The sequence below is a fragment of the Aestuariirhabdus sp. LZHN29 genome (assembly GCF_049985285.1).
In the GTDB taxonomy this organism is placed as follows: domain Bacteria; phylum Pseudomonadota; class Gammaproteobacteria; order Pseudomonadales; family Aestuariirhabdaceae; genus Aestuariirhabdus.
Window position 1 is genome coordinate 281,267 of record NZ_JBNIEU010000004.1, and the last position, 21,605, is coordinate 302,871.

Sequence of the window (21,605 nt, forward strand, 5' to 3'; positions counted from 1 at the left end):
TATTACTCCTTTAATAAACCCATCAGGCTCTATTTGGTTTCAATCTGAAAGCGCTTGATAACACTGCCGGCAAGATCGTCGGGATTAAACTTGGCGATAAAGTCGTTAGCTCCCACCTTTTCTACCATCGCTTTATTAAATACCCCGCTCAAAGAGGTGTGAAGAACGATATAGAGGCTGGCCAGGCGCGGATCTGACCTCACTTCGGTGGTGAGAGTGTACCCATCCATTTCGGGCATCTCAATATCCGAAATCATCATCAACAGGTGCTGGCCAATGTCATCCCCCCCGTCGACTAACTCCTTCAGGTAATCGAGAGCTTCACGACCATCGTTCTTAAGGACAACTTCAACACCAATATTCTCCAGGCACCGCTGAACCTGCTTGCGGGCTACCGAAGAATCGTCGGCAACCAACACCTTTTGGGCCAGCGCATGGGTGGTCACCTCATCGGTAATTATGCCCTCGGTTACAGCTTCACTCTGAGGGGCGACTTCGGCAAGAATCTTCTCTACATCGATAATCTCAACCAACTGATCATCGACTTTGGTTACCGCGGTCAGATAATGATCCCGCCCTGTTCCCTTCGGTGGTGGATGGATCTCTCCCCAGTTCATATTTACGATACGATCGACCATCTGTACCAGAAAGCCCTGCACCTTCATATTGTACTCGGTGATGATAACGAAAGAGTTGGCTACATCATCCAGCGGCCCTCGACCCGTCGCCATATTCATATCGATTATCGGTATGGTACCGCCGCGGATATTGGCAACCCCTCGCACAACCGGGCTGCTTTTGGGCATCATGGTTAGCTGTGGGCACTGCAGCACCTCCTTAACCTTGAACACATTGATACCATAAAGCTGCTTACCCTTAAGCCGAAACAACAGCAACTCTAGCCGGTTTTCACCAACCAGCTGGGTTCGCTTGTTGACACTATCTAACACTCCTGCCATGGATTATCTCCGATATTCAATGGGTAGACCCGCCTGCACCCTTCACTTACGGATTCAACAACAGATCGCTTACCTGTAAATAGACTATAGCTGCTCGCGAAGCCACTTAACAACTTCATCCGGGTGTGGATTACACCAGCACAACTCCCCCACAGGAAGGGAGTATAGAGACATTTTATCGGCATCAAATTTGCTAGCTTTAACAACAAGTCCTAAAAGCGCCAACTTTTCGACAACCTCAAGACAAACCCGGCGCTCCAAATCTGACATTACAGGCACTACTATGACCTACAAAACACTCTCCTTACTGGCATTGATCGGGACGACTCTACTCGCACCGGTAGCCCAAGGTCAGGGAAAAGGCCCAGGCGCGAGTGCATTGCCTGATATACAGAAAATGGTCAAAAACTACCTGTTGGAGCAAGCCACCCTGCGCCAAACGGGAGACTCGCTCAGCCGCATTGAAGTCGAGGTCAATCAATTGGACCCACGACTCAAACTCCCCTCCTGTTCAGTTCCCGCCACCGTTATTGAAGACACCCGCCACCACAGGGCTGGGCGCCAAACCGTGCGGGTCGAATGTCGCGGCGATCACCCCTGGGGTATCTATGTAGGGGCGACGATCAAGGTTTACCGTCAGGTCATCACCGCCAACCGCCTGATCAATAAGAGAGAAGAGCTCTTTCCGGAGTACGTAACGCTCGAAGAGCATAATGTTGCAACCCTCAGGGGGGGCTACTTTACAACACTGGACAGCATCACTCATATGCAGGCCAAGCGGTCAATACGCCCAGGGCAACCGCTCTCACCATCGCTACTGAAAGCCCAAGAGGTCGTGCAGAAGGGGGAAGTTGTGACCATCACCGCTACCGGCAACGGCTTATCCGTCAAGATGATGGGAACCGCGTTATCCGACGGAAAGATCAACCAGCAGATTCGGGTAAAGAATAACAGTTCCGACAAGATCATTCAGGCAACGGTCAAGGGCCCCAAACAGGTTGAAATCAAAATTTAGCCACAGCCCCGGTAACAGGTGCTAAGATACTGTTTATTAAGGTTTCTTACGTCTCGCTCAAGACAATATAATGGACGGGACAAATTTATTAAAAAAATGTTAAAGTTTCTTCCAGCGCTGCCGTTAACCGGTTTGACGGTAATTAAAATGTTCTGAGGATGCCACAATGGCTATCAACATAAATAACAATCTGCTGAATCCTGCAGGTGCGCGTACTAACGAAACTCGTGACCGCCAGAGCGGTACTGTTGGCGCAGGCCAGGAGGGACAAAATAGTGTCTCTCAACCCGCAGCGAGCCGTACTGACTCGGTTAACCTGAGCGCCGAAGGCAAAAGCCTGCGTCAGGTCGAGGAGAAGTTATCTGCCCAACCCGATATCGATCAGGATAGGGTTGCTAGTATTAAGCAGGCGCTCGAAGATGGCTCTTACCAGATAGACGCCCGTAAACTCGCTGACAACCTCTTTTCCATGGAGACTCAGCTCAACAAACTCTGACGGAGATGCTATGCCGCAGCGCGCCATCCTCAATCTTTCCCTCCAAGATAGTAAAACCGTCACTACCCTTCACGACATTCTGCTAAAAGAGCGTACAGCGCTGGAAAAGCGCGACGCCGAAGCCCTCGAATCGCTACTGGGTGAAAAACAAACCTACATCGATCAACTCAACGCCAACGCCCAGCGACGCAGCGAGCTGTTGACAGAGCTTGGTTTTGAACACAACCGGAAAGGAATGTCCCAATACATCGCCACGCTTCCCATAGAAGATCAGGAGGAGCTTAGTACGCGGTGGCAGGAGCTGGAAAGCACCCTGGAGAAATGCAAGGAGCTAAACCTTGTCAACGCCAAGGTATTGCAGCACACCCGAGCAGCAGTCGACAGACTTCTCACCATCTATAGAGGTTCTGCAGTAAAATCTGTTAGCCTGTACGGAGAAGACGGGGCCGCTACCCGGGGCAACGAACACCGCAGTATCACCAAGGCTTGATTACCTCTACCAATAGGGCTCGGTAGGGTTGCATAAGGTTTGCACTCGATTATGGATTCCAAAGACAATTTTCGCCTGCTTACCAATCCTCGTGAGATCGGTAGTTACCTGATAGCTTCCTGTGAGCGTAAAGAGGCGGTCACCCTGTACTTCCCTGCCCAGGAGCAGGGATATCGCTCCCTGTTCATTGCTATCGATACTGATCAGGGTGAGATCGAACTGGACTCCATGGCCCCCACACCTGGCGATCAATTGATCCGTGACCAACAGCGCTTCCACGTGATCGGAAGCGTATCCGGCGTACAACTACGATTTGACGACAACGTCCTGGACCGGCTAACCCTGGATCAACAGGGTAACGCAGGATACCGAATCAAATTTCCGGCCAAAGCGCGATACATGCAACGCAGGGACGCCTTTCGAGCACGCATCCAACAATCGGTCCATGTGAAAGTTGTCCTGGAGGATGACGAATTACCACACCCGATCATGGCCCGCCTGGTCGACATCTCGGCCACCGGTTGTCGTGTTTTGGTGAAACAGGCCAACCTCAAGGGCACTGAGCTAAATAGTGGAGCCGGGTTTAGCTCACTGAGGTTTCAGATTCCCGGTAGTATGGAGGTAGATACCACCGTACTGGTGCGTAACATTTTGGTACGCGAGGAGTTGCAAGATGTGCAGATTGGCTTCGAGTATTGCAATTTAAGCGGCATCAACGAACGCTATATCGATCGTTTCGTTAATCAACTGCAGCGCGACTCCCGCCACGCCACCGACTAATTCAGCCCTCCCCACAAGCATCCTTTATCTACTTACAACACTAAAAACAAACACTGACTAACAGCCTTAGAGAGAAAGGTCTCTCTTCCAGCGCATGACATCTTGCGGGCGATCGACATCCCACAGCGTATCGAGTTCCACCCAGGGCATAGCCAGCGCCTGCAGTCGTTCCCGGCTTTGCTGCATTACCCTCTCGCTGCCCCAATCGATATTCCGAAACAGTGCCGGGGTATTCTCACGCAGTCCCAGCAGCACATAACCGCCATCCTCCGCCGGCCCAAACACCACTGGTGCCTGCTGCTCAAGGGCTATAAATGCCGACTCAATATACGCAGGAGTGAGTACCGGGCAATCACTGCCCACCACCACGACAGTTTCGTACGACTTCAGGGCACAAGCAATAGCGGCTTCCATTCGCTCTCCCAGCCCACCATCAACCTGCAGGTGGCGCGACCACCCGCTAAATACCGGCGCTGAAAATGCCGAGTGACCCTCATCAAACCCCATCCAAAGCTGGAGCTGAACGCCACTGCACCGGGTTAGCGTCATCGCCGTATCGCTTAACAGCCGACGGTGAATATCTGTTGCAACCCCTGCACCTAACTGGGAAATCAAACGTGTTTTAACTTGCCCCCGAACCGGAGGCTTGGCAAACAACAATAGGGCCCGGGTACTGCTCACTTGAACCTCTTAATCATGATTACGGTATTGGCGCGCAATAGAGCGAGGTGAAACGCCTAAAAAGTAAAGCAATCTCAACTTCCACATCAGCACAATCGTTTTAAACACGCCATGAGATTCCCATCGACGACTGGAGGTTATCAGGGGAATACCGATACAGACCGGGGCAACGACTCTTTTCAGTCGCTTGCTCAGTTCGATATCTTCCATCAATGGAATATCGGCAAAGCCGCCAACTGCCTCAAACAGAGTTCGACGGACAAATATCGCCTGATCACCGGTGGCGACACCGCTCCAGCGCGAGCGATGATTAATAAACCAGGCAATTACAGGGAATAACCAGTGCCGCCCGCTCAGCCGCAGATCGAACCGCCCCCAGTCTCCCCTGGAGCAGGCTTCGGTTAATAAGCTTTCGGCAGCCGCCGGCAAGCAGGTATCGGCGTGCAAAAACAGTAACAACTCGCCTTTTGCCTTACTGGCCCCAACCATCATCTGGCGCGCCCTGCCGGTATCACTTCGATGAATACTGTCGACCCAAGGGGTGGCAAGCGGTATGGTTTGATCCTTACTGCCACCATCAACCAGAATAACTTCGTGCCCCAACTTTCGCATCGCTTGCAACCTTTTCAGGCTTTCTACAATGGAAGGTGCCTCGTTTAGCACAGGAACAATAATCGAAATTTGCATGACAGCAGCAGTGACTCCGTTTCCGTGCCCGCACAACGATCAAGCTCGGTAACAGACACGATGGAGATAGGGGAAAGAGTGGCGCTCCCACAGGGACTCGAACCCCGATCGATCGCTTAGGAGGCGACTGTTCTATCCGGTTGAACTATAGGAGCGAAGTTGGCAATCTTACAGAATCAGCAGGCTTTTGCAATGCCGCAGGCCCCCTATAAAAGGCGATCTTCAGGGTTGCCGCACACACCGACTTTACGGTCACGAGAGATATAGATGGACTCACATCATCGCATTCGACTGTTTGCCTACGCCGGATTAATCATTGCTGCACTATCCTGGGCGGGCAATGCGTTAGTAGGAAAGTATACCGCTGGGTCCATCCCTCCCATGGCACTCTCCATGGGACGCTGGAGCCTGGCCTTTCTTGTGCTACTTCCCATTGCCGGAGCGCAGTTGTGGCGCCACCGCTCTATCGTTCGCGAGCACTACTGGAGACTACAAATTCTCGCGGTGCTCAGCATCACCTGCTACAACAGTTTTTTGTACATCGCGGTGCAAAAATCTACCGCGATTAATATCACCCTGATCACCACAGCGATGCCGATCGCAGCCATCATCTTCGCCTTTTGGGTATTGGGAGAACGTCCTCGTATTAAACAGGTGTCCGGGGTACTGCTCTCGCTCGTGGGACTAATGATCCTGATTAGCGAAGCACAGTGGCAACGGCTGGCTGGGCTTGAGTTTCGTCAGGGTGACCTGGTGATGACCCTGGCCACTGTATGCTGGGCACTGTACTCTATTTTGCTGAAGAAATTTTCCCCTCCACTGCCACCCGCAACGTTGCTGTTAACGCTCATTATATTGGGCGCCCCGGTCATTGCTCCCTTTTACTACTGGGAATCGCTGACCAGCGCCTACTCTCCATCCCTCGATGACTTGTGGGTATTTGCCTACGTCGCCGCCCTGCCTTCTATCGTCGCCTACCTGTGCTGGAACAACGGGGTCAAGGTTTTGGGTTCTACCGTGCCGACGCTGTTTAGCTACCTGATCCCGATCTTTACCATTTTATTAGCGATTCCATTGCTCGGAGAACAGCTGTTCATTTTCCATGCCGTTGGCGGCCTGCTGACCTTCGCCGGACTTTACCTCTCGACCCGCTCCTGAGCGATCGCCTCGGACATCGGAGGAACCAGCAAGGTCGGATCAATGCGCCTCTCAAACCAGTTCATACGCCAGTCCAGATGCGGACCGGTAACGCGCCCGGTGGCACCTACTTCCGCCACCGGCTGACCCTGTTTTACCCACTCCCCCGGCTTCACCAGCAACCGGCTCAGATGCAAAAAACTGGAGGAAACTCCATGGCCATGATCCATGATGAGAGTCCCACCCGAAAAAAACAGGTTGGGTTCGGCAAAGGTCACCAGGGCATCCGCTGGAGCTACGACCACCGTGCCGACAGGGGCCGCCACATCAACACCATAATGGGGGCGTCGAGGCTCTCCATTATAAAAACGCTGGCTGCCATAGACACCCGATATCCGCCCCGTTAGCGGCCAAATAAAGGGTTGGGTAAAAAACAACTCTGGCAGATCCTTTTTTCGTGCCGAGCGAACCCTGGAATTTTCTGCTCGGATGCGTATCAGGTCATCTTCGTTCGGCTGCATGATGCGTTTTGCGATGCCTTCTATACGCTGAATACGATACTCCCTGGGAGCAATCTCAAGAGTACGGGCTTGCTCGCGCCCATCCGGTAACACCACCCGGTAGGACTGCTCTAGCGCCGAGTCACGGTCAAAGCCGATCACAAAGGTTCCATCATCCGCGACCTGTAGTCGCCGCTTGCCGACCCACACCTGGTTGGCGGCGTCGGTGCTCCCGATATAGAGGCCGCCCTGAATCAATGATGGGGGTTCATTAGCCGTAGCACTCCCCCAGCTGCCAGTCATAAGAAACAAAAACAAAATACCTAACCGCAACAGACCCATAACTCATCCACTTATTAATGCTCAACGCGAGTCATTTCTACACTATATTAAAGCAAGCAGCAAAGTCCCTGTGACTTCACGCAACCGAGAATCGTCTCCCCATGCCCTGTGAATCGCATTAGTGATCGTTACCACACATCAGCTCTACAAAGGTTTCACGCAGCCCTTACTACAGGATATCAACCTGGAGATCCCCGCGGGTGACATCGTCCTGCTGTTGGGAGAAAGTGGCTCGGGAAAGTCAACCCTGCTTAACCTGCTTGCGGGTTTGCAACTGCCCGATAGCGGTGAGATCTGCGTTGCCGGCAATCCGCTTCATGCCATGAACGACCACCAACGAACGCTGGTGCGCAGGCGCCATATCGGGTTTGTTTACCAGCATTACAATTTGATCCCGACCCTGACAGTCGAGCAAAACCTACGCTTACCACTTCAACTCAACCGAATTCAGGAGCGAGACGAAAAACCCGCGGCGCTGCTCGAGGCGGTTGGACTCATCGATAAGGCACAGCGCATGCCCGCCTCACTCTCTGGCGGGGAGCAGCAGCGGGTAGCCATCTGCCGGGCACTGATTCACAAACCAACCCTGATGTTGGCGGATGAGCCTACAGGCAGCCTCGACAACATCACGGCGCGCGCAGTCATTCAGGTGATGTTCGAGCAAGTTCGCAAACTAGGACAAACCCTGCTGATCGTTAGCCATAATGAAGCCCTGCAAACCCTGACCGATCAAAGCTATCGCCTGCACGATGGCCGCCTGATAAAAATCTGATGAAGCTTCCGTTGATATTCCAGGCAATTATTGGACACTACCGTCAGCACCCCTGGCAGCTGTTATTGATGTGGATCGGTATTGCTGTCGGCGTCGCAACCATCATTGCAGTGGAACTGCTCAATGACAGCGCACGGCGCAGCATTGCAGTCTCGCAGCAAGCCTTGAATCCCGCTACCACTCACCTACTGGAAGGGGACCCGGTAACCCTCGAACGCTACTACCGAATACTGCTGCGCAGAATCCCCGGCCTTAAGGCAACGCCACTATTGCGGGTTCCCGTGATCGACCCCACGACGGGGCTGAGTATCGATATACTGGGGGTAGACCCCTACAGCCTACGCGATTTTGAACGCGTATCGGCGGCGGATACTGCACCGATGTTCGATGGCTACCGTTTAATGGGTCAGGGCAACGGTGTCTACCTGGATCGAGATTCGGCAACAACACTGCTGTGGAGCCCTACCAGCGAACGGCTATTTCAAGGCCCAAGTGGCGCTATATCCCTGCGCCTGCTGGGAACTATCGAGGTGAGCCCGTCACACCCTACGCTTTCGGGTCCTGTTGCGTTTATAGACATCGGTAAGGCTATGGAGCTACTGGGCTCCGAGCCGGCGATCAGTCAAGTACGGCTAAGACTGGATGACAACACCCGCAATCAAATCCAGGCCCTGCTACCCTCTTCCCTCCAGTTGCGACATTTGGACACGCAGGTCAAAAACCTGCTACAGATGCGCAGCTCCTTTGAATTAAGCCTGAATGCCCTTAGCGCCATGGCACTTCTAATGGGTCTGTTCCTGGTCTACAACAGCAGTCATTTTGGTTTCCTCCAGCGCCAGCCCATATTGGCCCAACTGCGAACTCTGGGAGCCAGCAATCGCCAGATAGGCAAGTGCCTCGTGGTTGAGTACGCGGCACTATCGATTAGTGCCTCAGCATTTGCGATCCCGTTGGGATGGCTACTGGCCCACCAACTCGCTGCGCTTATGAGCAGCGGTGTGATGGCAGGAGGTAGTACTGCGGTATCACTGCACGCTGGAAACCTGAAGTCTGCTTTGATCATTGGTTGTGGTGCCAGTTTTGGCGCTTGCCTCATGCCCTTTATTAGCGCCCCCGGCACCGAACCCCGCCCCTTTGGTGCTGCACAAGGTTCGTTCGGCGGTAGCGAAACCCTACCCCGCTGGCAACTCCCTATAGCGCTCCTGCTCCTACTGGCAGCCCCCATTCTGATTGCTTTGCCCAACACCCCGATACTGGTGAGCTACGTCGCCATCAGCACTCTGCTGTTGGGCACCGCATTACTCGCGCCGCTAATGCTGAGCCAGACCCTGCGCTTCGCGCTAAAGTACCGGGAAAGGGTAATGCCCAACAAGCACTGGCTGGGCTTGCTATTGTTGCGCGAGACCCTGCACAACCTTAGCCGTACCCGAGTCGCCCTGAGCGCATTGATGGTCGCCGTTGCGACCAGCTTCGGCATGCAACTGATGATCAACAGTTTTCGTGAATCCGTTGAGCAGTGGCTGGACCAGCGCCTCAATGCACCAATCTATCTCAGGATGAGTGCCATTAGCGGGTCTGCACGCCCCCGCATCCCCCCAGAGTTAATCATGAACCTGCGGCAAACCGATGGGGTCCAACAGATCTCCGAGTTTGCATTTCAACCTGTCTGGATAGGCAGCCGGGAGGTTGAAATGATTATCGGTAACTTCCCCCCACCCTCCCATAAGGGATACCAGCTGCTGGAGGATAACGGAACCCCACCCTGGAAGCAGCTCGCCAGCCAGTCGGCCACCATTATTAGCGAACCCCTGGCCTACCACCTGAACCTGAAGGTAGGCGACACCCTGACCGCGAACCTTAACGGTCAAGCCATCCCACTTGAAGTGGTGGCAATTTTTCAGGACTACGGCAGCGAGCAGGGGCGTCTTGCAGTCAGCGCATCTCTTTTCGAATCCCTGTCCCCTTTACCCGCTGCCAGTGCACTGGGAATCTACAGCACTGTCGATAGCAGAACCCTCAAGAACTCCCTGAATGCCCACTGGCAGTCCCGCGTGGATGTTATCGATCAGGAAGCGCTACGAGAACGGTCGCTGAACGTGTTCGATCAAACTTTTGCTATCACTTCGGCGCTGCAGCTTCTCGCGGTCCTGGTTGCATTTATGGGGCTGTTTGCATCGCTGCTGGCGATATTGCTCGAACGCAGAAAGCAGATGAGAGTATTCCATCAGCTCGGATTAAGCGCCGCCGAGCGTGCGAGCCTGCTACTGGGAGAGGGACTCATTATTGGGCTTTGCGCAGGGATTATTGCAATCCCTTGCGGAGAGGCGCTGGCCTGGGTGCTACTTAAAGTGATCAACCTCAAAGCCTTTGGCTGGAACCTGCCCCTTATTCACCATAGCGGCTTCTGGCTTCATCCTATACTGCTCGGCTGCACGGCAGCCTTATTGGCAACGCTTTATCCCGCCTGGCAAATGGCACGCCCCTTGCCCCCATCGCAGGAGCACGAATGAAGCGCTCCGCCACCATCCGACTCAGCTTGCTAGCGGCACTTGTTACGGCAGGGATTCTCGCTTTGCTAACTCTCCACACAGAATCAATCGATTCACCAAACGGACACCTAAAACAGACGCCCGGGGAGGTCGAAACCAACGCAACGCAGACAGGGGGCGATAGAGACCTCACCCTCGGATCCCTGTTGGGAGAGGGGGCAGCGGGGCCTGTTTTCCCCCAGGTTAGCGGGCCACGCCCGTTCAGCTTCCCCAGGGACCATATTGGCCACCCGGAGTACCGAAGCGAATGGTGGTATTTCACCGGCCAACTTCGCTCACCGGAAAGCCCGGAGTTTCGTTATGGCTTTCAGTTCACCATCTTCAGGCATGCCCTGACGCCACTCGATACCCACAGTGAGGGATGGAACTCCCCCCAAATCTACATGGGCCACCTTGCCCTTACGGATTTCGAAAGCGGGCAACACCTCGCCAGTGAAATGATCAGCCGGGCCGGGCCCGACATTGCCGGATCCGCCCTTGAGCCTCCGCGCGTCTGGATAAAAAACTGGCGTATCGAATCACTGCGAAACAGTGCGTGGTTACCCTTAATGCTGACCGCGCAGGACCCCCTGCTGCCACTGGATCTTAACTTGGTCATGGAGAGCGGGGCCCCCATTGTGCTCCAAGGGGATCAGGGTTTTAGTCCCAAAGGGCCCAATACCGCATCCCACTACTACTCCTATCCCCGGCTTAAAGTAAGCGGTTCTATCTCAACCGATAATGCCGCGCGGATAGCGGTCGAGGGCCAAGCCTGGTTCGACCATGAATGGGGAAGCAGCTATCTCGAAAACGGACAGCTGGGGTGGGATTGGTTCTCGCTGCAACTGGATAATGGAATGACTTTGATGTGGTTCGAGATTCGCAGCAGCGACCCAAAACTCAACACACGAGCAATTACTCTGGTCGATGCCCGCGGCAACCGCTTATCCCTGGAGCCCAAAGAGGTCGATGTGAAAATATCCGGCTACTGGGATAGTCCCGACTCACGCAGATACCCCAGCGGGTGGCGTATCCACATCCCTCGCTACCAGTTAGACCTAAGCATTGAGCCGCGAGTAAAGGATCAGGAGATGCACCTCACCGTGGTCTATTGGGAAGGTGCTGTTGCCGTCAGCGGCTCCCATACTGGCGCAGGCTACGTTGAACTCAGCGGGTACTAAATAGCCCTTAGGTTCAGTAGCCCTCGTTACGGACCCTATCAATTAACGCTTGGTAGCTTCCATCCACTTTCATTAAAGCCAACTCTTTATCAAAGCGCTGGATAAACGCCGCATCAAAACTCGACTGGTTAGAGAGCATTAACACAAACTCGACTCGATCAAAAACCCCATCATGACGCTGGATGGACCAATCTAGATCGAGCTCCAGAATCTTATCTTCGGTCACCACCTCGGAATGAATCAGCAGGTCCGTACGCCCCATCGATAACATTTTTAAACAGTTATCAACAACAGGGGTCGCTTCAAATGCGATCTCCAACTCACCATAAAAGTGATCGGCCCAGCTATTCCCCAACACATCACAAAACTGGTAGTGAGCCAACGCCGGCAGAGTCACTCCGGAATCCAGTTGTTCGCCAATGTCTGAGCCTTTGCGCGAGTACGCCCGAAAGGTCAATTCATAGACGGTCTCACTAGAGCGCTGACTATAGCGCAATCGCGCCTCCGTCGGCGTAGTGATAAAGCCGTCAGCAGAGCCTGATCGCACCATACTCTGGGCTCGCCCCCAGGGAACCCCGCGGTGCACAACATCTACCCCCATGCGCTTTTTGACAATCTCATCGACCAGCGCAGGTAAAATCCCCCTAACCTGGACCTCATCCCCATAAGAGATAGGAGCCCATTGATTAGCATAGACAACTCGTAGAGGCCGCACCTCAGAGAAGGCTTGCGCAGAAAAAAAGGCGGCTCCCATCACAGCCACGAGCCATATCCATCGGCGTGACATGCTCAATCTCCCGGTGAGTGCTGTTGATGTTGATGTTGATTATATTCTGCAGACAGTGTTGACCCGGGTACCGGATCGATTCCACTGCATCCACTGAAGGGGTGACAGCGCCCCAATCTCTTTAGGCTGAGCCAACCGCCCTTGATAACGCCGTGCAACTCTATGGCTTCGATTGCGTACTCCGAACAACTCGGATAAAAACGGCAACGCGGCCCCAACAGAGGACTGATCGCCACCTGGTACAGGCGCAGCAGTTTTTTAAGCAGATATTTCACGAGATACTATGCCAACTCAGCATTGCCGTGACCCTAACTAGAGAACAGCCGTTATCTTACCAGCCTGAGTACCACACGGCGATTGAGGGCTCGGGTATCTTCCCCTCCGCCAGGCGTAAGCGGGTTGCGATTGCCGTAAAACTTAACCGCCATATCCCCGTCGAGGATACGCTCCCCTTCGAGATATTCCCGTACAGTTTCGGCTCGCTTCTTCGATAGCAATAGATTCTTGGCGACGGAGCCATCATCATCACTATAACCATGCAGCACGATCGCGTAATTACCTGTGCTCTTGATAAACTTGGCGTAGGCGCGAAGCTTTGCCTCATCCCGAGAGCGCAGTTCGGAAGAGTTGGCGTCGAAATAGATCGTGCCAAGAATAGGACCTTCGGCCGACGTTTCCAGAGAATCTGAAGCGGTAACGACCGGAGCAACGGCGTCAACCGCAGGGGCGGCCATCGCTATTGTTGGCCGGCCAGGCAGAATCAACTCTTCGGTATCCGCATCGGCAACCATGGTTTCCTGGCAGTCGCCAAAGGGACAGTCAACCGGTCGCTCTATTGGGGCTCCCACCACCGGCCCGGTCGCTATGTAGCATCCAAGGCTACTGTTTACACCGGCAATAATCAGTGCGCCTGCAGGGCCTGCCACTGCGGCCCCCGCCAAGCCACCGATGAGTGCGCCACTTCCGGAGCAGATCTCCCAAAATGAGTCGGCTTGCTCCGGTTCCTGTGAAGCACAGCCACCCAGCACCATCATCACCGAAGATAGTAAAAGGGTTAGCCAGGGTTTTAATCGCATATCATCAGCTTCCTACTGACGGGTTTAGGGGCCAAAACATGCAATATTCCTGCCGATGGCGTGATAATTGCTTTTTGCTTCCGCTATTTTAGGTTCGGGCACCATTGTACCAGTGCCTGCAAACGGACACAGAGCACAATTTCGCTATTTTACTGGTTTATTGCGGTATTTGCGTATATACGAAGCCCTCGTTTGGGGCTAGTTTGATATTGGAAAAACCGAGAGGTAAATAACAATGTTTGGTTATTTGAAGCACCTTCTTCTCAGAAATGAGATTCAGCGCCAATTTGGATTCTATTCAGATTACCGTGTGTGCGTTATGGATCTGCTTAAGATTTCACTTCACGACTTAAATCGTGACGATACAACGCTAGCCAGTAACAAGAGTAACGGGGTTCCGTCCGGACTTGGTTCCATTGGGCGTAATGGCGATATAGCACACCTTATCCATGAGGATTGGGATCGCGGAATCAACGCATACGAGTGCCGCGACGACCTGCTCCAGGCTTTGCACCTGGATCAACCCGCCACCAAGGCACCTCCTAAAATCGCCGCATAAGCAATTCTGGGAGCGCTATTTAAAAATTCCCTTCAGCGCTCCTCCCACTTCATCTCCAAGTCTTGACTCCGCTTCCTGCTGGGCTTTATCCCTGGCTTTGGCGGTCTGTTTGTCGATCTCCTCCGTAGCTCGCTGTTTAAGCAGATCTCCGCCTATGTTCTCAATCGATTGCCGTAATCCTTTCTGATCAACACTCACCTGTGGTGACGCCAGAGGTCCACTCAAACCTACCCGCGCTTGCAAGCGCCGGATAGGTGCCTCTCCAGCGCCATTGACCATCAACGTTGCATTGGTAAGCTCCAGCATTAAGGGCAGGTCGATTGTTGGTTCCGCTTCCAAACCGATACTCCCTGTCGCATCCACACTCAGCTCTCCACCACGCACACTCGTGCCTCCCTGCACCTTGAGCTGGTCAAGCAGGGGCTGTGCCGGCCAGCGTTGCAGACGCAGACGAGTATCGTTCTTTCCGCCTGCCATACTGAGCTGCGCCAATGTCATCGCGACTAATAACCGCTGATCACTTGATTCCAACTTAATCGCGGGTGGCGCCGCTAACAGCCAGGGTTGTGTAGATATCTCTTGCGCTCTAATTTGCAGCGTCACGTCAGGCCAATCGGGTACCGTCACCTTATCGGCCTGCAACAAACCGATAGAGAGTAAAGGCACCTTCTGAATCAGGTGATCTGCGCGAATAGCCGCATAACCATACCTCTCCACCTCGCGCCGCAACCTCTCCTCCAGAGTTTCCGTAGCCACCGGAGAATCCTCTGCTGGCGCCGCAGGGATACGCTCCAGCCAATGGGAGATCTGCTGCAACCGTTGCCGCCACAACTTACCCGTCGTCAAAAAACGATCGATCTCTCCTTGCGTCAAACCCGCTGCCGAATCAGCCGCTGCTTCACCGGGTTGCTCCACCGACTCAGGTACCGACTGCTGAGTTAAAAGCGTACCCGGCTGGACGCGCTGGGCGCCATAAGCCCCCTTGCTAATGGTGACTTTTTCCAGACGCAAGCGCTTGCGCAAAAGGTCGGCACTACTGAGGTCTGCTTCTAAAAGCTCCGCACTGAACAGGTTTCGCTCCAGCGCCTCAGGATCGGCAACGGCAATACCGCGCAACACCAAACGCCCTGCTGCGAGATCGAGCTCTCCGCTCTCTAGATCTACCGTGGCGCCATTGGCCTGCTCCGCACCCTGACGCAGCTGCCCGACCAGCCAACTGCTCGCAAACACCCCCTGCAAAACCCACAACAATATACAGATTACGGCAGCCACTACCACACCAGACCAGCGAATCGATTTACCCTTTACCTGTAGAAGCTCCTGATAGCGCTGATCACTTCCGCCCCCCATAAACACCCAGGTCAAGATGCGCCCACCCATATTGCTAGTGGCCGCTGCGTACCAATCACTGCCTTGCTCCATAGCCGCCATTTTGCGACGGAACCCCCCAACAAGCACGACCAGGACCAGCGCACAAACCGCCCCCAGAACAGCGCCCAATACAGTAGCACCCGTGGTGAGATAGTATTCAAACCCGAACAGGGCAAGTACCGGCGCATTCACCAAAACAACAAAAAACGGCTCTGCCCCGCCTTCCAGTAACTGCCGTCCAAGGGCAAAACTTACCGGCTGCAATAGCAGGGAGAGTATCTTTGAAACCGCAAACAAAAGCCCCACCAGCGTCAGGTTTGCATTAAGTACCAGCAGCAGCAGAACGACCAATATTGTCAATCCTGGCGCGGTCGAAAAGGCGGGAAGAAACCCTAATAAGACAGCAAGAAAACCACCAATGGCCAATTGTGCCGGGGAGGCATTGCCTCGAAGCAATTTACCCAGTTTGCGCGTAATCATTATCAAATCCTTCTACGTTTTGCTTAGCGTCCTGGCGAAACTGAAAAACAGGGTATCGTGATATTTTTACACAATATTCCTTGGAACGAACGACATGCTCCGAAATTCATGTTTGTAAGCCGATTCACCTATTTTTTTAATCCGGGCAACACCCATTTTGTAATTGTAATTGCCACTAATTTGGTCGACGACCCGGGCCGTTAGTGCATTCGTAGGCTGGCGAGGATCGAGCATATTGGCGTACAGCATCCCCTTTTTGACTGCGGGGGTAACCATTGCAACCGCAGTAACCGCAGCTTTGCTCAGCTCTATATGACCTCGTTTCATCAGCTCTGAAAACTGAAAATTATTACCCTCAACACCCAGTATCGTATCTTTAAAGGCAGCCACTCGATCTGAGAACAACATAACCTGATCTCCAGACTCAATACCTCGCTGGGCAGCATCATCCGGATGAATCTCCACCCAGTTCTCTGGCCAGCGCTGACTAATGTAAGGCCTTCGCTCCACATCATCAAAACCGGACTGCCAGATCTCGTTGATGCGTCCATTACTAAACCAAAGCTCCTCTCCTTTTGGGGATAACCACTCATAGAAATCTGAAAACAGGCTCCAGGGATGTTTTTGAAGATTTACCTTGCCTGTCTGGCTATTAAAATGAGTTAGCTTTTTACCGTATCGGTTGGCCCCCTCCAAACCGTTACCCACACCGAGCCGCTCGAAGTCAGCTTCGGTTAACGTGGTATCGTGTAACCGCTTGGTGCCATGGAGTTGGCCCGTTTTGTAATTGTAAAAAACCGGACCCTGGATGCCATCTGTACCAAACTCGGCCATCTTTTGATGCAAGGTTTTTCCTTCCAGATGTGCGGCCACCGTCACCATATGAAACGCCTTGCGATTGTTTCGGCTAAAGCGAGATGCCTCTTCAGCAACGTCATTAGCATTGCTCCAATCAAAGCCATCGAAGCCCATACGCTTGGCCAATTTTGAGATAATCCACCAGTCCGGCTTGGCTTGGCCGGGAGCATCATAAAACTTTTGATACAGGCGCAAGCGTCTTTCACCGTTAGCGCGAATAAAGTCTTCCTCACCCCAGGTTGCTGCCGGAAATACGATATCCGCAAACTTGGCACCGATGGGATCTCGTAGGTAGATATCCTGATTGATCACCACCATCCCCCCGGAATCTGCGCGCGCCTTCAGGCTATCGATGATCTCCTGCTTATCGTAACTGCGAACCTGGTGAGGGTTGGAGGTTACCAACTCCCAGAAACGGTTTTGCAAGCCCTGGCTTCCGCACATAGACTGTAGCCAGGTTGTTCCTATCACGTGGGCCATACGTGTGTGACCAGAGTAGGTCCAGCGGTCGGTATCGAGCGCCCGCCGCCTGCGCCCCGGCAACTTCTCCGGGGATTTATTACGGGGGTAACTTCCTCCCGATAACCCACCCCGTTGGTGGCCACCAAAGCGGCCTACAACCTGCCCCGGTCGACCGCCCGCACCACAGATTGTCGCCAATGAACTGATCGCGTTGGTATTGCCGGTATTGTTGCTCCAATAGAGTCCCTTTTCGATACCAAAGGATGCCTTGGGCCGCCCCTCTCCGGTCGGTTTTGCAAGCCACTGAGCCGCACGATATATCTTTTCAACGTCGATAGCGGCAACCCTTGCGGCATACTCTGGGTCGTACTCCTTTTGGGCCAGGTTCCAGGCCTTGTAGTCTTCAAAGCCCTTGGTTTGAAATAAGCCCCATGTGGTCCGCCACTGCCAGGGAGTATTACGAGTACCCTGGCCAAAACCCGAACTGGATTCCCATTTATTGTTTACCCACTGTGAAATCCACTCACTATCTTCCCAACCGTTCTGAAGAATCACCCGGGCAATCGCGCCCAATACCAGGTTATCTGTACCCGGTAACAGGTCAATGTGCATCCCTCCCATTGTCTTCACGTACGCAACCCCTGCAGTTTCCCTGGGGTTGAGCATTATCACTTTCATCCCTCGGCGAATCGCTGGCATCATGTGCTGGGTGAACAATACAGTCTTCGTTTCGTAGGGGTCGGTACCGCACACCATTAGCGTATCTGCGCCTCCCCAGTCTTCGTAGCTGGGACCAAAGTTATCAAAGCCGGCGTCGCGAAACCCCGGCGTTGAGGTAACATCAGAGGGGGTATCATGAAAGGTAAAATTCGCCGTATTAATGTGCCGACGTGCATATTTGGTGATTGCGTAAGTATTCTCGATATATTGGTACGAGTAGGTTTTTACGCCGTAAGCGTTGGCACCATGGGTTTCAATAACGTGCTTCCCCACGGCCGCAGCTATATCCAGTGCAAACTCCCAGGGTACCGGCTGTAGCTGTCCGTATATTCGAACCAACGGCGTCATCAAACGATCCCGGGTAGGCGTAGACGGGTTGTAGCATTTCTGCGCAATCAAACCACCGCGAACGCTGGAATCACCATTAAGGTTAACGGCTCGAGTTGCCCTGTCCGGTACCACAACTATGTTGTGGGGCGCCCCCTTGTGCATCACTACGTTATGCTGGCCCGGTGCAACCCACTGCTGCAGTGGCCCGGTTGGAAAATCGACACCAAAGGCATTCTCCGCCGCAGTAGCACCGCCATCAGGAGATCCAAAAGGCCAACGATATACCTTATATCCACAAGCAACGATGCAGTAGTCACAGGCAGTAGTAAGCACTTCGGCATCTGTCGGTGGCAGGGGAGCGTGATCAGGAGAGATATAGTAGTTGCTGGACATAAGCTTTCTACGCCTCCTTCAAGTTGCGATCGTGGCCGAACAGCAGTCCCATCATGCCCACGGCGTAAATATCATGCCCCTCCACCTCAAGCAAAACCTGGGGTAAGCTCTGGTAGGCCTGCCCTGATATCACGATACCGTGACGGCGCAGATCAAAGGTAGACAGGTGAAATGGACATTGACCAAGGACCCGGTGCTCACCTACGGCTTTATAGGTACTCTCTAATGGCCCGCCCTGATGGGTACAGGCTGAACTAAATGCGACGATATCGCGTTTCAAACCTATGCCTCCGCCCGCCTGTACGCCCCCTAAATGAACCAGCACACAGTTATTCAACGAACCCTCTTCAGGGTAGGAAAACGCGATCGGTTTATTGGGTTCCAGCTCACTAAGCGTGGCGATTTTCTTACGCGGATAGCCAACCACCCTCGCCTTCGTGGCCACGGCTTGGGCCGTTCCAGGAAAGAGGTTTACACTGATAGTGGTGGCGGTGGCGGCACTTCCAATCAAAAAATTACGTCGTGAAACTACGCAGCCTTCCGTCTCTTTTTTTTGCCTGTTAGCCGTCATCACTTCGCCTCCTGAGCGGCGCTCAACTCTTGCTGTGTAAAGCGTGGTGCATACTCGGGTAAATGAGGAGTTTCTATAACGATCTCTGGTCCGGAAAATGCCTCAAGAAATACCAAAAGAGATGTTTTCTCTGCCTCGGTTAGACCCAGGGGTTTAATCAGCTTGGATCGCGTCTCCACAAACTCATTGGTATTGCCGTATTCGTCGTATCCTCCGCGATCATAAAAATCGATCACCTCCTCGAGAGAGTAAAAGGATCCGTTATGCATATAGGGTGAGGTGTAGGCAATATAACGCAACGACGGGGTACGAAACTTACCCATATCCCAGCTGTTTTTGCCTCTAAAATAGGCACCCGGGTCATCCTTCAAACGCCTGTAGAGCGCTTCGGAGACCCCCTTGGCATATAGCTCGTAACGAAAGGTCACCTGCGCGATACCACTCTCATCCCACACCTCGGAGGGAGGAACACCAATATTGTGATATCGAAAATCGCTAGCCATGGCACCACTATGGCACTGAATACAACCGGCCTTGTTTTCAAACAGTGTTTTCCCCTCTAGTTGCTGGGCGCTCAGCGCGGTTTTGTCTCCACGTAGATAGCGATCCAGCGGCGTATCCCTCTGCACCAGGGTTCGCTCGAAGGCGGCAATGGCTTTCCAGGCATTGGATATTCTTGGCCATTCATCGCCAAACACCTCTGCAAAACGTTGCCGGTATTCTGGAATAATCGCCAAACGTGCTTCCATCAAATCATCTTCACCATTGCCGGCAACTGCTCCCTTAGCTGCCGAGGGGGCTTGTTTTTCCAGGGAGGGCACAGACCCCGCCCAAAAGAGGTCGGGATAGTAGGCCGAATTGACGATAGTTTGACTGTTGCGCCAGTGCACCGTTCCGGCGTACCCCCGCGATAGTTGATCGGACCACGCCCAGCCAGAGTTCGGCTCGTGGCATCCGACACACGCGATAGAGGCATCGCCTCCAAGGCGAGGATCAAAAAATAGTAGTTTCCCCAACTCCACCTTGGCTTCCGATTGGGGGTTATCTGCCGGCACCGGAACCTCTCCCAGTGGCGCCAGGGCTCGGCCATTTGCGGCTTGCACTATAGAAAGAGCGCATATAAAAACAACCACCAAAGCAACTCGGGCAGTAACACCAATATTCCGACTGAAGCCTTCCATTATTCCCGCCTCCTAGTTGCTTTTATCACGCCAATCGCCAATCGCTTCGTACTCTTCGGGATAGGGCTGATCCCATACCCACTGTGGCCCAAGCAAAGGATCTCCGGACAGTGCCAACAGAAAATCAACCAGGTCTGACTGCTCGGATTTGTCCAAGCCAAGCGGCTTCATTAACGGAGATTTATTGCGATCCTTGCCTCCACCTTGATTATAAAACTCAACCACCTCCTCCAGAGTGCTCAACATACCGTTGTGCATATAGGGTGCGGTATATTTAAGTTCGCGCAGGGTTGGCGTCATAAACGAGCCAACATCGCTTTTATCCTGCTTGTGCAGTCGAACGTGGGCCCCAACATCTCTTTTTAAGTTCATGTAGTTGGCAACCCCCATAAACTTATTGAAGGCGATAAAGGCCTGATCCCGTTGCGGGTCGAGAAAAATATCGAAGTTTTCCGGCACCCCGGTATTGTGCGCCTTGTTATCGAGAAACAGCGGCCCCCCATGGCACTGGCTGCAGCCTCCCTTGCCCTTAAATAACTGCTCTCCACGCTGCGCTGATTCACTCATTGTACCGCTATCATAGGCTGAGCCGCGGGAAGTCAAGGTTTTAAGGTACTCAGGGATTGCATTGCGTACCCCTCCGTTTGAGGGCTCCCCCATTCCGGCCTCTGAAAACATCCGCACATACTCCGGGTCCTGCTTAATGCGCTCTTGCATCAAGCGCATATCCATATTCATCAAGTAGGTTTCGGTAATCATCTCTCGGGTCACATCGTTGAGATTGGTGCCGAGGCGGCCATCGTGCATCCAGCTTTTTTTCAGAGCACTGTTAACCAGCGTTGGAGAGTTTCGGAAGTGTTTGTTGCCTGGATAGCCGGGAGCCAGGGCATCGGGATGGGCGAACGCGTTTTGCGGGATATGACAACTGGCGCAGGAAATTCCCGCGTCACCCGACAGGCGGGGGTCAAAGAAGAGCCGCTTGCCCAGCTCCGCTTTGGCACTATCGACAGTGAAAGGCTCAATAGGCTGCGCAGCGAGATGGGGAGACCCTGCTACCAGAAGCCCTGCTAACAGGCTTGCCACAACCACTATTATTCTCACTACCCGGATCTCCTTGCCGCTCATCCTCTGGTCCTTTGCTGAGCCAAATAGCATTCACAGTCAACGCGCCGGTCGTCATCCATGAATGAAAAAATTGGCTGGTCAAGGGCCCGCCACGCCTCGGTTAAGGGTAGCGCAAATAGGAAAA

At 53.4% G+C, this 21,605-nt stretch carries 20 protein-coding genes, 1 tRNA gene and 1 pseudogene; 9 read left to right on the forward strand and 13 right to left on the reverse strand.

The window, feature by feature from the left end; all coding sequences use genetic code 11:
* Positions 1-29: 29 nt before the first annotated feature.
* Positions 30-959, reverse strand: coding sequence for a chemotaxis protein CheV (locus tag ACP3PW_RS15385; protein WP_426417615.1), 930 nt, complete (start codon positions 957-959; stop codon positions 30-32).
* Positions 960-1,242: 283 nt separating this feature from the next.
* On the opposite strand from ACP3PW_RS15385, the gene flgA reads away from it, so the two are divergent.
* From flgA to ACP3PW_RS15405, 4 genes are all read left to right on the forward strand, one after another.
* Positions 1,243-1,974, forward strand: a complete 732-nt coding sequence (gene flgA / locus ACP3PW_RS15390) for a flagellar basal body P-ring formation chaperone FlgA (RefSeq protein WP_426417616.1) — start codon at positions 1,243-1,245, stop codon at positions 1,972-1,974.
* A gap of 166 nt (positions 1,975-2,140) precedes the next feature.
* Positions 2,141-2,470 (forward strand): flagellar biosynthesis anti-sigma factor FlgM, encoded by a 330-nt coding sequence (gene flgM, locus ACP3PW_RS15395; protein WP_426417617.1) that lies wholly within the window; start codon positions 2,141-2,143, stop codon positions 2,468-2,470.
* A gap of 10 nt (positions 2,471-2,480) precedes the next feature.
* The gene (locus ACP3PW_RS15400; protein ID WP_426417618.1) at positions 2,481-2,960 is read left to right on the forward strand and encodes a flagella synthesis protein FlgN; all 480 of its coding nucleotides are present in this window, start codon (positions 2,481-2,483) and stop codon (positions 2,958-2,960) included.
* Positions 2,961-3,011: 51 nt separating this feature from the next.
* Positions 3,012-3,740 carry a flagellar brake protein gene (locus ACP3PW_RS15405; RefSeq protein WP_426417619.1) on the forward strand — a complete coding sequence of 243 codons (729 nt, stop codon included), beginning with the start codon at positions 3,012-3,014 and terminating at the stop codon, positions 3,738-3,740.
* A 66-nt stretch (positions 3,741-3,806) separates the two neighbouring features.
* On the opposite strand, the gene ACP3PW_RS15410 is transcribed toward ACP3PW_RS15405, so the two are convergent.
* The 3 genes from ACP3PW_RS15410 to ACP3PW_RS15420 form a co-directional block, all read right to left on the reverse strand.
* The gene (locus ACP3PW_RS15410; RefSeq protein ID WP_426417620.1) at positions 3,807-4,421 is read right to left on the reverse strand and encodes a TIGR04282 family arsenosugar biosynthesis glycosyltransferase; all 615 of its coding nucleotides are present in this window, start codon (positions 4,419-4,421) and stop codon (positions 3,807-3,809) included.
* Between the two features lie 9 nt (positions 4,422-4,430).
* On the reverse strand, positions 4,431-5,108 hold the full coding sequence (locus tag ACP3PW_RS15415; protein ID WP_426417621.1) for a TIGR04283 family arsenosugar biosynthesis glycosyltransferase: 678 nt from the start codon (positions 5,106-5,108) through the stop codon (positions 4,431-4,433).
* Positions 5,109-5,187: 79 nt separating this feature from the next.
* Positions 5,188-5,263: transfer RNA gene (locus ACP3PW_RS15420), tRNA-Arg, on the reverse strand.
* Positions 5,264-5,375: 112 nt separating this feature from the next.
* Between ACP3PW_RS15420 and ACP3PW_RS15425 the strand changes: the two genes are divergently transcribed.
* The gene (locus tag ACP3PW_RS15425; protein WP_426417622.1) at positions 5,376-6,266 is read left to right on the forward strand and encodes a DMT family transporter; all 891 of its coding nucleotides are present in this window, start codon (positions 5,376-5,378) and stop codon (positions 6,264-6,266) included.
* A 95-nt stretch (positions 6,267-6,361) separates the two neighbouring features.
* On the opposite strand, the pseudogene ACP3PW_RS15430 reads toward ACP3PW_RS15425, so the two are convergent.
* Positions 6,362-7,087, reverse strand: a pseudogene (locus tag ACP3PW_RS15430) (M23 family metallopeptidase); the annotation flags it as partial.
* Between the two features lie 121 nt (positions 7,088-7,208).
* Between ACP3PW_RS15430 and ACP3PW_RS15435 the strand changes: the two are divergent.
* Genes ACP3PW_RS15435 through ACP3PW_RS15445 form a run of 3 tightly spaced genes read left to right on the forward strand, consistent with a single transcriptional unit; the run spans position 7,209 to position 11,568 of the window.
* On the forward strand, positions 7,209-7,859 hold the full coding sequence (locus tag ACP3PW_RS15435) for an ABC transporter ATP-binding protein (RefSeq protein ID WP_426417623.1): 651 nt from the start codon (positions 7,209-7,211) through the stop codon (positions 7,857-7,859).
* Positions 7,859-10,369, forward strand: a complete 2,511-nt coding sequence (locus tag ACP3PW_RS15440; RefSeq protein ID WP_426417624.1) for an ABC transporter permease — start codon at positions 7,859-7,861, stop codon at positions 10,367-10,369. Before ACP3PW_RS15435 ends, ACP3PW_RS15440 begins: the two co-directional genes overlap by 1 nt.
* Positions 10,366-11,568, forward strand: coding sequence for a lipocalin-like domain-containing protein (locus ACP3PW_RS15445; protein WP_426417625.1), 1,203 nt, complete (start codon positions 10,366-10,368; stop codon positions 11,566-11,568). Before ACP3PW_RS15440 ends, ACP3PW_RS15445 begins: the two co-directional genes overlap by 4 nt.
* Positions 11,569-11,581: 13 nt before the next feature.
* On the opposite strand, the gene ACP3PW_RS15450 is transcribed toward ACP3PW_RS15445, so the two are convergent.
* Genes ACP3PW_RS15450 through ACP3PW_RS15460 form a run of 3 tightly spaced genes read right to left on the reverse strand, consistent with a single transcriptional unit; the run spans position 11,582 to position 13,431 of the window.
* Entirely contained in the window at positions 11,582-12,355 is a 774-nt protein-coding gene (locus ACP3PW_RS15450; RefSeq protein WP_426417626.1) for a substrate-binding periplasmic protein, read from the reverse strand.
* 2 nt (positions 12,356-12,357) lie between these two features.
* Complete coding sequence (gene yidD / locus ACP3PW_RS15455; RefSeq protein WP_426417627.1) at positions 12,358-12,630, reverse strand: membrane protein insertion efficiency factor YidD; 273 nt, start codon at positions 12,628-12,630, stop codon at positions 12,358-12,360.
* 51 nt (positions 12,631-12,681) lie between these two features.
* Positions 12,682-13,431 carry an OmpA family protein gene (locus ACP3PW_RS15460; RefSeq protein ID WP_426417628.1) on the reverse strand — a complete coding sequence of 250 codons (750 nt, stop codon included), beginning with the start codon at positions 13,429-13,431 and terminating at the stop codon, positions 12,682-12,684.
* Between the two features lie 319 nt (positions 13,432-13,750).
* Here ACP3PW_RS15460 and ACP3PW_RS15465 point away from each other — a divergent pair, with 319 nt between their 5' ends.
* On the forward strand, positions 13,751-13,990 hold the full coding sequence (locus tag ACP3PW_RS15465; protein ID WP_426417629.1) for a hypothetical protein: 240 nt from the start codon (positions 13,751-13,753) through the stop codon (positions 13,988-13,990).
* 15 nt (positions 13,991-14,005) lie between these two features.
* On the opposite strand, the gene ACP3PW_RS15470 is transcribed toward ACP3PW_RS15465, so the two are convergent.
* The 5 genes from ACP3PW_RS15470 to ACP3PW_RS15490 all read right to left on the reverse strand — a co-directional run bounded on the left by ACP3PW_RS15470 (position 14,006) and on the right by ACP3PW_RS15490 (position 21,457).
* Positions 14,006-15,841 carry a hypothetical protein gene (locus ACP3PW_RS15470; protein ID WP_426417630.1) on the reverse strand — a complete coding sequence of 612 codons (1,836 nt, stop codon included), beginning with the start codon at positions 15,839-15,841 and terminating at the stop codon, positions 14,006-14,008.
* A gap of 66 nt (positions 15,842-15,907) precedes the next feature.
* Positions 15,908-18,604 carry a molybdopterin-dependent oxidoreductase gene (locus ACP3PW_RS15475; RefSeq protein WP_426417631.1) on the reverse strand — a complete coding sequence of 899 codons (2,697 nt, stop codon included), beginning with the start codon at positions 18,602-18,604 and terminating at the stop codon, positions 15,908-15,910.
* A gap of 7 nt (positions 18,605-18,611) precedes the next feature.
* Positions 18,612-19,175, reverse strand: a complete 564-nt coding sequence (locus tag ACP3PW_RS15480) for an arsenate reductase (azurin) small subunit (RefSeq protein WP_426417632.1) — start codon at positions 19,173-19,175, stop codon at positions 18,612-18,614.
* Positions 19,175-20,356 carry a cytochrome-c peroxidase gene (locus ACP3PW_RS15485; RefSeq protein ID WP_426417633.1) on the reverse strand — a complete coding sequence of 394 codons (1,182 nt, stop codon included), beginning with the start codon at positions 20,354-20,356 and terminating at the stop codon, positions 19,175-19,177. The genes ACP3PW_RS15480 and ACP3PW_RS15485 overlap by 1 nt, the downstream gene beginning before the upstream one ends.
* Positions 20,357-20,368: 12 nt before the next feature.
* The gene (locus tag ACP3PW_RS15490) at positions 20,369-21,457 is read right to left on the reverse strand and encodes a cytochrome-c peroxidase (RefSeq protein ID WP_426417634.1); all 1,089 of its coding nucleotides are present in this window, start codon (positions 21,455-21,457) and stop codon (positions 20,369-20,371) included.
* Between the last annotated feature and the right edge of the window lie 148 nt (positions 21,458-21,605).